At 37.6% G+C, this 13,546-nt stretch carries 11 protein-coding genes; all 11 read left to right on the top strand.

From position 1 onward, the window contains the following. The first annotated feature begins 44 nt into the window (after positions 1-44). On the top strand, positions 45-1,511 hold the full coding sequence (locus tag BJB63x_RS04195; protein ID WP_078719131.1) for a UDP-N-acetylmuramoyl-L-alanyl-D-glutamate--2,6-diaminopimelate ligase: 1,467 nt from the start codon (positions 45-47) through the stop codon (positions 1,509-1,511). Beyond that, positions 1,492-2,913 carry a UDP-N-acetylmuramoylalanyl-D-glutamyl-2,6-diaminopimelate--D-alanyl-D-alanine ligase gene (locus tag BJB63x_RS04190; RefSeq protein WP_078719130.1) on the top strand — a complete coding sequence of 474 codons (1,422 nt, stop codon included), beginning with the start codon at positions 1,492-1,494 and terminating at the stop codon, positions 2,911-2,913. Before BJB63x_RS04195 ends, BJB63x_RS04190 begins: the two co-directional genes overlap by 20 nt. Before the next feature lie 22 nt (positions 2,914-2,935). Next, a complete protein-coding gene (mraY, locus tag BJB63x_RS04185) occupies positions 2,936-4,006 on the top strand; it encodes a phospho-N-acetylmuramoyl-pentapeptide-transferase (RefSeq protein WP_078719129.1) in 1,071 nt (356 codons plus the stop codon). A gap of 4 nt (positions 4,007-4,010) precedes the next feature. Beyond that, positions 4,011-5,417, top strand: coding sequence for a UDP-N-acetylmuramoyl-L-alanine--D-glutamate ligase (gene murD / locus BJB63x_RS04180; RefSeq protein WP_078719128.1), 1,407 nt, complete (start codon positions 4,011-4,013; stop codon positions 5,415-5,417). A 128-nt stretch (positions 5,418-5,545) separates the two neighbouring features. Next, positions 5,546-6,703 carry an FtsW/RodA/SpoVE family cell cycle protein gene (locus BJB63x_RS04175; protein WP_078719127.1) on the top strand — a complete coding sequence of 386 codons (1,158 nt, stop codon included), beginning with the start codon at positions 5,546-5,548 and terminating at the stop codon, positions 6,701-6,703. After that, complete coding sequence (gene murG / locus BJB63x_RS04170) at positions 6,693-7,829, top strand: undecaprenyldiphospho-muramoylpentapeptide beta-N-acetylglucosaminyltransferase (protein WP_078719126.1); 1,137 nt, start codon at positions 6,693-6,695, stop codon at positions 7,827-7,829. The genes BJB63x_RS04175 and murG overlap by 11 nt, the downstream gene beginning before the upstream one ends. Then, positions 7,813-9,240, top strand: coding sequence for a UDP-N-acetylmuramate--L-alanine ligase (gene murC, locus BJB63x_RS04165; RefSeq protein ID WP_078719125.1), 1,428 nt, complete (start codon positions 7,813-7,815; stop codon positions 9,238-9,240). Before murG ends, murC begins: the two co-directional genes overlap by 17 nt. Then, positions 9,218-10,192: a UDP-N-acetylmuramate dehydrogenase gene (gene murB, locus BJB63x_RS04160; RefSeq protein WP_078719124.1), complete on the top strand. Its 975-nt coding sequence runs from the start codon at positions 9,218-9,220 to the stop codon at positions 10,190-10,192. The genes murC and murB overlap by 23 nt, the downstream gene beginning before the upstream one ends. A gap of 230 nt (positions 10,193-10,422) precedes the next feature. Then, on the top strand, positions 10,423-11,343 hold the full coding sequence (locus BJB63x_RS04155) for a D-alanine--D-alanine ligase (RefSeq protein WP_078719544.1): 921 nt from the start codon (positions 10,423-10,425) through the stop codon (positions 11,341-11,343). Beyond that, the gene (locus tag BJB63x_RS04150; protein WP_236823846.1) at positions 11,310-12,239 is read left to right on the top strand and encodes a cell division protein FtsQ/DivIB; all 930 of its coding nucleotides are present in this window, start codon (positions 11,310-11,312) and stop codon (positions 12,237-12,239) included. Before BJB63x_RS04155 ends, BJB63x_RS04150 begins: the two co-directional genes overlap by 34 nt. Next, positions 12,236-13,537 (top strand): cell division protein FtsA, encoded by a 1,302-nt coding sequence (ftsA, locus tag BJB63x_RS04145; RefSeq protein ID WP_078719122.1) that lies wholly within the window; start codon positions 12,236-12,238, stop codon positions 13,535-13,537. The genes BJB63x_RS04150 and ftsA overlap by 4 nt, the downstream gene beginning before the upstream one ends. Positions 13,538-13,546 lie beyond the last annotated feature (9 nt).

Genomic DNA, 13,546 nt, shown 5'->3' with positions numbered 1-13,546 from the left:
CTATCGAAAACGGTAGTAGAAAATTAATATAAAGGTAAATAATTATGTTGCTTGGAGAATTATTTATAGAGTGTATTAAAGATAATTATCTTGCATCAATTGAAATTACAGGGATAAGCGCCGATTCTCGTCAAATATTGCCAGGTTATGTTTTTGTGGCGCTTAAGGGAAATCAAAAGGATGGCAGAGAGTATGTAAATGATGCTGTAAAGCGTGGTGCACGGGTAATCGTTACAGATCATGATTTTGTTTTTGAGAATTCACTTGTTCCCGTTGTCCGTGTTTTGGATGTGCGCCATAGTTTAGCTATAGCTGCCGCCCGTTTTTATGATTCTCAACCTGAAACAATAGTGGCTGTTACAGGTACAAGCGGTAAGACATCGGTTGTATCTTTTGTTCGGCAAATTTGGAAATATGTTGGTTTTTGCGCTGCTAGTATAGGAACAGTGGGTGTTGTTTCCCCTAAACGTCAAGATCTTGGTTCTCTAACCACACCTGATCCAGTGATATTGCAGCGTTTATTATGTGAATTTGCCAATGAAGGTGTTACACATGCAGCTCTTGAAGCTTCTTCACATGGACTTGATCAATGTCGGATTGATGGAGTGCGTTTAGCTGCGGCTGCTTTTACTAATTTAGGGCGTGATCATATGGATTATCACAAGTGCATAGAGGATTATTTTTATGCTAAGATGAGATTATTTGATACGCTTTTACCACAAGATGCACCTGCTCTTATTTTTGCAGATGATATTTACTCACAAAAGGTTATCGATGTTGTTATACAAGCTCACCGACCAATTTTGACAATTGGACGTACAGGAAAATTCATCACACTTAATCGTGTTGAAAATCAACAATTAAAACAATGTGTCGAATGCCAGATGGGAAATAATATTTATACATTTGATTTGCATCTTGCTGGGGATTTTCAAGTAGCTAATGCACTTATAGCTGCAGGTTTGGCCATTGCAACACATGCACCTCCAGATATGGTTTTTCGCTCTCTTGAAAAGTTACAAGGAGCACCTGGTCGGTTAGAATTGATTGGAGAAACGGAAGATGGTGCTCCTGTTTACGTTGATTATGCGCATAAGCCAGAGGCTTTAGAGCAGGTATTACTTTCTGTTCGTCCTTTTACACAAGGACGTTTGATTCTTGTTTTTGGTTGTGGTGGTGATCGCGATCAAGGAAAAAGAGCTTTGATGGGAAAAATTGCAGGAAATACAGCTGATATTGTGATTGTAACGGATGATAACCCTCGCACAGAAGCTCCGGAGAAAATTCGAAAAGATATTTTACAAGCAATACCGGAAGCAATAGAAATAGCGGATCGCGGTGAAGCAATTTATTATGCGGTGGGATTGCTGAAAGCTGGAGATACATTAATTATTGCAGGAAAAGGTCACGAGAATGGACAAATTATAGGGAAAAAAACATATCCTTTTTCAGATCGTTTGAAAGTGATTGCTGCTTTAAAGGAACTAAAAAATGATAGCTTTATGGGATAAGCAGGCACTCATTTCTGCGATGAATGGTTTTACAGTTGGATGTTTACCAGAAATTTTTCCTGGGATTTCTATTGATAGCCGAACTCTTATAAAAGGTGATGTTTTTTTCTGTATTAAAGGGCATAATCTTGATGGTCATGATTTTGCTGCACATGCTTACGCACAAGGCGCTGGAGTTTTAGTTGTTGCAGAGAATCGTTTGGATGAAGTGAAAAAAATAGATGCTCCAATGATTGTTGTTCCTGATGTTTTGCGAGCATTAGAAAATCTTGCGCAAGCAGCGCGTAAACGTTCAAAAGCTAAAATTATAGCTATTACAGGTTCTGTAGGGAAAACGACAACAAAAGAAGCTCTTAAACAAGCACTTGAGACTGTTGGAAAGGTTCATGCTAATCTTGCTTCTTTTAATAATTGCTGGGGTGTTCCACTAACTTTGGCGCGAATGCCTATAGATAGTGATTATGGTATCTTTGAAATTGGTATGAATCATAAAGATGAAATTCGTCCTTTGGTGAATTTGGTTCGTCCGCATGTGGTATTAATTACTCGTATTGCAGCTGGGCATATGGAATTTTTCAAAAATCTTGAAGAAATAGCAGATGCAAAGGCTGAAATTTTTGAAGGATTAGACAAAGACGGAATAGCTCTTTTAAATGCAGATGATCATTTTTTTTCTTATTTGCTTCAAAAAGCAAAACAATGTGGTGTGAATGAAATTCGAAGTTTTGGTCAATCTAATTGCGCTGATTATCAAGCGAAGGAGGTTCGTCTTTTAGAAAATTGCTCTTGTATGATTGTACATCTTGATCAGAAAGATATAATGATTAAAATTGGTGCACCTGGCCAACATATGGTACAAAACGGTTTAAGTGTTCTTGCTGCTTGTGATGCGGTTGGTGCTGATTTAGCATATGTTACGCTTGCTTTAGGTCGCTTTTCTCTTAAAAAAGGGCGTGGAGCTCTTTATAAACTATCTTTACCAAATGGTGGTGTGTTTCATTTAATTGATGAAAGTTATAATGCTAATCCTGCTTCTATGCGTGCTGCTCTTGATCTTCTTGCGACAGGACCAATAGGTGTAAGTGGGAGACGAATTGCTATTTTGGGTGATATGCTTGAATTAGGCAATCACAGTGAAAAATTACATCGTGATTTGCTGGAACCTATATGTGTTTCTGGTGCTCATTTGGTTTTTTTGGTTGGCAAAGAAATGAAGTTTTTAGCCAATGATCTTTCTGCTTATGTTAACGTTTATCATGCTGAAAATATTGAAGAAATTTTGCCACTTGTTTTTTCAGAAATTTCGAATGGAGATCTTATTATGATTAAATCATCTCATCGCATTTATTTATCAAATATTGTGACTGTAATTCTTGATCGCTATAAAGTGATTTCTTTATAATTTTAATTAGGTTTTTTTCACTATGATGCTATTTTTTTCTTTGTTTAATGACTGGATTCCAGGTGTTAATGTTTTTCGGTATATTACTTTCCGAACTGTTGCGGCTATTCTGACATCAGGTTTAATTGTTTTTTTGTTTGGTCCAAGTATTATTTCTTTTCTTAAAAGTCGGCAGGGTCAAGGACAACCAATTCGAGCTGATGGTCCTCAAACTCACTTTAAAAAAGCTGGGACACCTACTATGGGTGGATTAATGATTTTAATTGGTATTATGGTGTCGGCATTTTTATGGTGCGATTTATTAAATATTTATTTTTGGGTGTCATTGTTTGTTATGCTTTCTTTTGGGATGATTGGCTTTTATGATGATTATCTTAAGGTGACAAAGAAAACACATAAAGGTTTTTCTGGAAAAGCACGGTTAAGTTTGGAATTTATAATTGCTGTCGTTGCCTGTTTTATTATTTTAAAAGTTGGCTCACCAGGATTAGCTTTGCCTTTTGTAAAGGATTATTTTATTAATTTGAGTTGGTTTTTTATTCCTTTTACCGCTTGTGTTATTGTAGGTACGGGTAATGCTGTTAATTTGGCAGATGGTCTTGATGGGCTTGCTATTGTTCCCGTAATGATTGTCTCTTTATCTTTTGCATTGATTGCTTATCTTGCTGGTAATGTGAATTTTGCTGATTATTTACAAATTCATTATGTGGCGGGCACAGGTGAGTTAGCTGTTTTACTCGGAGCAGTTTTTGGTGCTGGTCTTGGTTTTTTATGGTTTAATGCACCCCCAGCGGCTATTTTTATGGGAGATACCGGCTCTTTGGCTCTTGGAGGATTATTAGGACTTGTTGCTGTCGCAACGAAGCATGAAATTGTTTTAGCTGTTATCGGCGGACTTTTTGTCTTAGAAGCGATGTCAGTTATTATTCAGGTAGGTTGGTTCAAACTAACGAAAAAACGTGTATTCCTTATGGCACCGATACATCATCATTTCGAGAAAAAAGGTTGGACAGAAAGTCAGATCGTGATACGCTTTTGGATTATTGCAATTGTCTTAGCGTTGATCGGTCTTTCAACACTTAAATTGAGGTGAAATCTTGATTTCTGTTGAGTGTTATAAAGGCCAAAAAGTTGCTGTATTTGGATTGGGGCAATCAGGAATAGCTACAGCAAAAGTTTTGATTTCTTGTGGTACAGAAGTAGTTGCTTGGGATGATAATTTTTCTAGTGTGGAAGCTGCTTGTAAGGAAAACATTCCGACAAAGAATTTATATCATGAGGATTGGTCAGAATTTGTTGCATTGATTTTAACCCCTGGAATACCTTTAACTTACCCAAGACCACATTGGGTTGTTGAAAAAGCACGTCAAGAAAATATAGAAATTATTGGTGATATTGAGCTATTTGTTCGTGCTCGCAATCTTTTTTTACAGCAACATGGTTTTTGTGATTGGGATGTTCCGTTTATTGCTATTACGGGTACAAATGGTAAATCAACAACGACTGCTTTACTTTCCCATCTTTTAGAAAAAATGGGTTATGATGTGCAAACAGGGGGAAATATTGGAACAGCAATATTAAAGCTTAAACCGTTTGTTAAAAAACGTATTTATGTTATTGAATGTTCATCATTTCAAATAGAATTAGCTCCATCTCTTCAGCCAACTGTTGGTCTTTTGTTGAATTTAACACCCGATCATATCGATCGCCATGGTAGCTTTGAACATTATACACAGGTTAAAGAGCGTGTTATTTCTAAAGCTTCTCGTGCTCTTATTTCATTTGATAGTTTAGCTTGTCGTGCTTTATATCAAAAGCTCTTTGATGAAGGTTATCAGATTGAGCCGGTTTCTAAAGAGCGTTTTATTAAAAATGGTTTTTATGTAGAAGGAACAAAGCTTTTTTCTGTTCGTCATGGTTATCGTCATCTGCTTGCGGATTTGACTAATATGACTTCGTTACGTGGAAACCATAATGCGGGAAATGCTCTTATGGCTCTAGCAACTTTGCAGATGTTAAAAATTACTACCTTAGATATAGAAGAGCATTTAACAAGTTATTTAGGGCTTCCACATCGAATGCAGCAGGTGTGTAAGATTGGATCTATTTTGTTTATTAATGATAGTAAAGCTACCAATGCAGAGGCGTCTGCTTCTGCACTTGCTACTTTTAACAATATTTTTTGGATTGTTGGAGGACAGGCAAAAGAAGGTGGGATTGATGCTCTTAAAGGATTTTTTTATAAAATTCGTAAAGCGTATTTAATTGGTACTGCAGCAGAAAATTTTGCGCGCATTATTGGTTCTTCTTTTCCTTTTTCGATGAGTCTAACTTTAGAAAATGCAGTCCGCGAAGCGACCAGTGATGCAACCTGTGATGTAACGCAGGACGCTGTAATTTTGTTTTCTCCAGCTTGTGCAAGTTATGATCAATTTAAGAATTATGAAGTACGTGGGGAGACTTTTGTTTCTCTTGTTATGCAGTTAAAGAGGAAGGATTTATAAAAAGTTGTTTTATGTAACAGTCTAGAATCTTTTTGAGTGTAACTTAAGTTTTTAAGTGTTTATTAAAGATAATAGGAAAATCATATCATTTTGTTTTGGATGTGATTATAAAATGTAAAGTGAAAATGATGATTACTCGCACAGATCGAGGCCCAATCTCCGATTGGTGGTGGACAATTGATCGCTCTATCTTTACTGCTTGTCTGATTCTTATGGGAATTGGTATTATGTTATCTTTTGCAGCTAGTCCCTCTGTTGCAAAAAAAATTGGGATTGCTGATAGTTTTTATTTTGTTCGTTGGCATATTATTTTTAGTATTCCCGCATTTGTTACTATGATTACTATTTCTTTTTTTTCACCTCGTAATATTCGCCGTTTATGTATTCTATTGTTGATTACGAACCTTATACTTATGATTGCAACTTTGTTATTTGGTCTTGAGTTAAAGGGAGCGCGGCGTTGGATTTCTATATGTGGTGTTTCTTTGCAAGCGTCAGAGTTTATGAAACCGGCTTTTGTTATTATATCCGCTTGGCTTTTTGCTATACAGGTAAAGCATAAGGGTATTCTCACCTATATGTTGGTTATTGCACTATATGTGATTTGTTGTATGCTTCTTGTTTTGCAACCAGATATTGGTCAAACACTTTTAATAAGTGCTACATGGGGTGGCTTGTTTTTTGTTGCAGGTGTACCTCTTATTATTATCTTCTTATTTCTTATTCTAGGAATTTTAGGAGGTTTTTTAGTTTATTTTTTTGTACATCATGTGCATGAACGTATCAATGGTTTTTTAACAGGTGAAGGTAATACATTTCAGGTTGATGTAGGACGTGAAGCTATTTTGAATGGTGGATGGTTTGGTCGAGGCCCTGGTGAGGGTACAGTTAAACGTATTATTCCTGATAGCCATACAGATTTTGTATTTTCCGTTGCAGCTGAAGAATATGGTATTATTCTTTGTTTATTAATTACAGCCCTTTTTGGTTTTATTGTTATACGCTCTCTTTATTTAGCATTAAACACCCGTGATATCTTCATACGTTTTGGTATTACTGGTATGGCAATGATAATTGGTTTTCAATCAGCGATTAATATGGCAGTTAATCTTCATTTAATGCCTCCAAAGGGTATGACACTACCATTTATTTCTTATGGTGGCTCATCTATGATAGCGATTGCAATTTCGATAGGCATTTTACTAAGTTTGACACGCCGTTGGCCAGAAGCACGTGTTTCAACTTTTCTTTTAACTTCTGTTTCGGATTCTGCTTATGAAACATAAAAAAGTTATTGTTTTGGCCGCTGGTGGTACAGGTGGGCATCTTTTTCCTGCAGAAGCGCTTGCTGTTGAATTGAGAGAGCGTGGATATGATGTTCATTTGACGACAGATGAAAGAGCTAGACGTTTTTTACGTCATTTTGATGAAGAGCACGTTCATATTATTTCATCTGCAACTTTTGTACGATGTCGTCCTTTTGCACTTATAAAAACATTTTGGTATTTGCTAAAGGGGATGTTTCAATCATGGATGCTTTTTTGTAAATTGCGACCTGTTCTTGTCGGTGGGTTTGGTGGTTATCCTACTTTTCCGCCAGTTTTAGTTGCTACCTTAATGGGATATAAGACATTTATTCATGAGCAGAATGCTGTTATGGGACGTGCTAATAGATTGTTGGCATCTAGGGTTAATGCTATTGCTGGTGGTTTATTATCAGCTAACAGTATTTATGATTATAAAACATTCCTTACAGGTAATCCTGTTCGTAAGTCTGTTCTTCAAGCTGCAAAGATTCCTTATCGTTCTTCTACGGGTGAACAACCATTTCATTTTTTAGTTTTTGGTGGTAGTCAAGGGGCGGCTTTTTTTTCACAAGTTGTTCCTGGAGCAGTTGCCTTACTTGATCAAAATATACGGGAACGTTTACGTATTGTTCAGCAGGTTTATGATGAAACCGTAGATCTAATGAAAATTTATCATGATATGGGAGTACAGGCAGAAATTGCACGTTTTTTTGATAATATGGCTGAACATATCGCTCAGTCGCATTTTATTATGTCACGTGCTGGTGCTTCAACAGTTTGTGAAATAGCTGTGATTGGTCGACCAGCTTTACTTATTCCATATCCTTATGCTCTTGATCACGATCAAGAAGAGAATGCGGTTAAACTCTCTGAAATGGGAGGTGCTCAGATTATAATAGAAAAAGATTTAAATACACAAACACTTGCTTCTCTCTTGACAAAAGTCTGTTATGAGCCACACTTATTGGAAAAACAGGCGCTAGCTGCAAAAAATGTTGGGCAACCTCATGCGACTGTTATTTTAGCGAATATGATTGAAGCGTTGATTCAAGGACGATCATTATCAGATATTAAAAAGGAGTTTTTTGATGAAAATGCCGCTTAATATTGGCCTCATACACTTTATAGGAATTGGAGGTATAGGCATGAGCGGAATTGCTGAAGTTCTTCATAATCTTGGTTATAAAGTTCAAGGATCCGATCAAACTCATAACGCAAATGTTGAACGCCTAAAGAATAAGGGAATTAATATTTATTTAGGGCATCATGCTGAAAATTTAGGAGCAGCAGAAGTTGTTATTATTTCTACTGCCATTAAGAAAACGAATCCTGAATATATTGCTGCCAAAAAGAGGCATTTACCGATTGTTAAGCGTGCAGAAATGCTTGCTGAGTTAATGCGTTTTCGTCGGACAATTGCTATTGGTGGTACACATGGAAAAACAACGACTACGTCAATGGTAGCTGCACTTCTTGATTCAGGTCGTTTTGATCCGATAGTCATTAATGGTGGTATTATCAATGCTTATGGGACCAATGCACGTATGGGAGGCGGGAATTGGATGGTGGTTGAGGCTGATGAAAGTGACGGGACATTTTTAAAATTACCTGCTGATATAGCTGTGGTTACTAACATTGATGTTGAGCATTTAGACCATTATGGCAATTTTAATGCTTTACGTGAAGCTTTTCGGCAGTTTGTAGAAAATGTGCCTTTTTATGGTTTTGCTGTTATGTGTCTTGATCATCCAGAAGTTCAGACATTAGCTAGTCGTATTCATGATCGTTGGGTGGTTACGTATGGTGCAAACCCACAAGCAGATGTTCGTTTTCTTAATCTTTCGATGGAAGGTCAAAAAACGCGTTTTGATATACTCATTCGATCACAAAAAAAAGGAGAAAAAACTGAAATCAACAATTTGATTTTACCAATGTCCGGGAAGCATAATGTTTCTAATGCTACTGCGGCAATTGCTGTTGCACATGAACTGGGCGTTTCACCTGAAGCTATAAAAAAAGGATTAGCAGAGTTTGGAGGTGTAAAACGACGTTTTACGAAAACAGGGGATTGGAATGGAGTTGAGATATTTGATGATTATGGACATCATCCAACCGAAATAAAAGCTGTTTTGCATGCAGCACGTGAGAGCGCACAAGGACGAGTCATTGCAGTTGTGCAACCACATCGTTATACGCGTTTATATCATTTGTTTGATGATTTTTCTGCTTGTTTTAATGATGCGGATACAGTGATGATTACACCGGTTTATGGAGCTGGTGAGGAGCCAATAGCTGGTTTTAGTTCTAAAGAATTAGTAGAGCATATTCAGATGGCTGGTCACCGTGATGTGCGTTTGATTAATACTTTGGAAGATGTTACTTCTATTGTATCTACATTAGCTAAATCTGGTGATTATGTAGTTTTTCTTGGTGCTGGTTGCATTACACAATGGGCTTACGCATTGCCCAATCAATTAGTGGTACTTGATAACAATGATGAGCTTTCAGCCGATTGATGGTGAAGGGCTGTTAAAGAAATTACAGCCGGCATTAAGTGGTATACAGGGCAAATTAACGCCCAATTTTGATATGCGTAAGGTGACGTGGTTTCGCACCGGTGGATTCGCTGAGATTTTTTACCAGCCTTCTAATGAAGCAGATTTAGTTTTATTTTTTCAATCTTTGCCTGAATCTATTCCTGTAACGATTGTGGGGATCGGCTCTAACCTTTTGGTACGTGATGGGGGTATCCCTGGTGTTGTTATTCGTCTTTCAGCGAAAGGTTTTGGACAGTTGAAACGAGTGTCATCGAAGCGCTTTTTGGTTGGTGCTGCGGTGGCAGGTAAGCATTTGGCTGCAGCAGCTTTAGAGGCTGAGCTTTCTGGTTTTCATTTTTATCATGGTATTCCTGGTGGTTGTGGAGGAGCATTAAAAATGAATGCTGGAGCTAATGGTATTGAAACTGCTGAGCGTGTTATTGAAGTCTATGCAATTGATCGTAAGGGACAATACCATATCTTGAGTGTGAATGATATACATTATTCTTATCGTTGTTGCGATATTCCTGATAATTTTGTTGTTACTGCTGCCTTATTAGAAGGAGAGCAAGGGAATAGGAATCGTATCCGTGCTGCTATGAATGAAGTTGTTCTTCATCGGCAGAAGGTGCAACCTATTCGTGAAAAAACAGGTGGGTCTACTTTTCGTAATCCTGTAGGGACATCTGCATGGCGTGTTATTGATGAGGCAGGTTGCCGCGGTTTAGAGGTTGGTGGTGCTCAAATAAGTAAGATGCACTGTAATTTTATGATTAATACTGGTCAAGCAACAGGCTATGATCTTGAAAAATTAGGTGAAGTAGTACGTGCTCGTGTTTTTGCTCATTCAGGACATTTGTTACAATGGGAAATACAACGTATTGGTCAATTTGAACAAGGTCGTGTTGTTCCTTCTTTTAATTCAGAATAGTTGATTTTTTAGGTAACTAAAAAATTGAGTCATTTCAAAGAGATAGGAAAAAATTTCTATTAAAAATCAATAAATTAACAGAGAAGCTCTTGCGTCAAGCGCTTGAGTCTGATTCATTAGAGAAAATGCTAGATTATTGATTCGCAAAGATAAATCTAGTTCTTTCCTATATATAGTATTTTTTATTTTTATATATTCTGTATTTAGTATATAAAGAGGGATAAGTGGTTATAAAAGGTAAGCATATAGCTGTATTGATGGGAGGGCTTTCATCAGAGAGGTCTGTAAGTTTATCTTCGGGTTCTGCTTGCGCTAACGTTCTTAAAGCGCATGACTATTATGTAACCTGTGTCGATGTTGATAGTCGTATTGCTTCTGTTCTTGAGAAACTACAACCACATATTGCTTTTAATGCATTACATGGCTCATTTGGTGAAGATGGGCGTATTCAAGGCATTCTTGAATACTTAAAAATTCCTTATACGCATTCTGGAGTGATGGCTTCAGCATTAGCAATGGATAAAGGACGAGCAAAAATTATTGCCGCTAGTGTTGGTGTACCTGTTGCTCCTTCTTATGTAATGAGCCGTTTTTCAATTGGGTCGGAACATCCTCTGGAGCCACCTTATGTAATTAAACCTGTGCGTGAAGGATCAAGTTTTGGTGTTGTTATTGTGAGTGATGATGAAATATGCCCACCCCGTAATATTGCAAGTTCTGAGTGGAAGTATGAAGATGAGGTGATTGTTGAAAAATATATTCCTGGTCGGGAGCTTACCTGCGCTGTTTTAGGTGATGAAGTTCTAGATGTTTGTGAAATTATACCTGATCAACATTTTCAGTTTTATGATTATGATTCAAAATACAAGTCTGGTGGTTCTATTCATATTTGTCCTGCACAACTTTCATTAAATATTTACCAAAAAGTGCAAAGAATATCTTTAGCAGCCCATCAAGCGATAGGTTGTCGAGGTGTTAGTCGTTCTGATTTTCGTTTTAATGAAGAAACAGAAGAGTTGATTTGGCTCGAAATTAATACACAGCCCGGTATGACAGCAACGTCTCTTGTGCCGGATATTGCAAAAGCAAGTGGTCGTACTTATAGCGACATTGTTAAATGGATAGTGGAGGACGCGTCATGTATGCGTTAAATGTTGGTAAAATAGGAGTCTTAAAGGTGCTGTTAGTGCCGATTTTTCCACGTTTTTATCGTCGCTTTCTCCGATTTATGTCGCAATTTGTATTAGTTGATATTCATGTGCCGCGTTATTTTGGTTCTTTTGCCGTTTTTTCTTTTTTCTTGCTTTCCTTATTTTATGGAATTGTTTCTAGCAGTCATATCGACAAAATTATAAGGTTTGTGACGTCGAATTTTGGTTTTTTGATTACTCATATTGATATGAGTGGCAATAAAAATATAACGGAACAATATGTTTTGAAGCTTTTAGGACTTGATGCTCATCCATCAATTATCAGCTTTGATGTTGATAAAGCACGTTCTGTTTTAGAACGACAAATGTGGGTTCAATCGGCTTATGTTCAGAAAATTTATCCTAATCGGATATGTATTTCAGTGGTAGAGCGTGAGCCATATGCAATTTGGCAACATGACGGTGTGATGGATATTATTGATGATACAGGGCATATTATTTTACCATTTCAAGCGGGTTTAGTTCAGGATTTACCACTTGTTGTTGGGCAGGGGGCACAAAATGCAGCCAAGTTGTTTATCCAATCGCTTTCAGCATATTCGCAATTCCGTGATCGTATCCGTGCTTATATACGTGTAGGCGATAGGCGTTGGGATGTTTTTCTAGAAAATGGAGTGCGTATTATGTTGCCTGAACAAGGCGCTATTGAAAGGCTTGTCGCTCTTTCGGAGATGAATATGGCGGATGATCTTTTTTCTCGTGATGCTTTAAGTATTGATTTACGTCTTTCTGATCGAATAACGATTGCTTTATCGGATGAAGTGTTAGCACGGCATCGTGCTACGGTAATGGAAGAAGAACATATTTTAAAGCTATTGAAAGAAAGGAGTATATGATGTTTTTGAAATCACATCATGGGGGGGGACGCAAAACGCGTTTTCTGACAGTTCTTGATGTGGGTTCAAGTAAAGTTGCTTGTCTTATTGCTTGTTTACGTCCTTTGAAGCATTCGCAACATTTACACGGTCGTACACATTTTATGGAGATTTTAGGCTTCGGTGTACAGCGCTCATGCGGTATTAAATCTGGTGTTGTTATGGATATGCTTGCAGTGGAAAAGTCGATACGTTTGGCTGTTGGTGCAGCAGAGAAAATGGCTGGTTTGGTAGTGGATTCAGTGATTGTAAATTTTTCCTCAAACCGACTAAAAAGTGCATTTGTTAATGGTACAGTACATTTAGGTGGACGTGAAGTTACTACGCGTGATATGCGTATGGCGTTGGCAGACGTTTCACGTAAAGCTTTTGATGCTGAGCGTCATATTGTACATTCAGTTCCAGTATCTTATGCATTGGATGGAGATAAAGGGATCTCTGATCCTTTTGGAATGATGGGTGAATTGCTTGGGGTGGATGTGCATGTGGTGACAGCAGAAACAGCATCTTTACGTAATTTGGAAGCTTGTATTAATCGTGCTCATTTAAGTGTTGAAGCAATGGTTGCAACACCTTTTGCGAGTGGTCTCGCAGTTTTGATTAATGATGAGGCGCGTTTAGGAGCTGCATGTATTGATTTCGGTGCTGGAACAACGACATTTTCAATATTTTCTGAAGGAAAATTTGTTCATGCCGATACACTTGCGATTGGTGGGCACCATATAACTCTTGATGTTGCACGGGGATTATCTATGTCTATTGAAGAAGCGGAGCGTTTAAAAGTTATATATGGATCAACAATTTCAGAAAGTGCTGCTGATCATCATATGATTAATGTCTCAGAAATTGGAAATGAGCATTATAAAACTCAATATCCATGTGCTGTTCTTGGCCGTATCATTCGTGCACGTGTTGAAGAAATATTAGAAGTGCTTCGTGATTGTTTAAATTGTTCTGGGTTTGGTCACATTATTGGTAAGCGTGTTATTTTAACTGGGGGGGCAAGCCAGTTAACGGGTTTGCCAGAAATGGCACGTAATATATTAGGAAGAAGTGTTCGTATAGGGCGGCCTTTAGGTGTTTCTAGGCTTCCTGCTCCTGCAAAGGGAGCGGCGTTTTCATCTGCTGTTGGATTGTTAATCTATCCGCAATTAGCCGGTTTTGAAGAAAAAACAATTCAAACAACAGTGAGACAGTTATCAACCGGCACAGGTGGGTATTTTCAGCGTGTTGGTCAGTGGTTGCGTGAGAGTTTTTAAGTAAGTCTA

This window comes from Bartonella sp. JB63 (assembly GCF_002022665.1).
GTDB lineage: Bacteria > Pseudomonadota > Alphaproteobacteria > Rhizobiales > Rhizobiaceae > Bartonella.
This window is presented reverse-complemented; position numbering and strand designations above follow the sequence as displayed.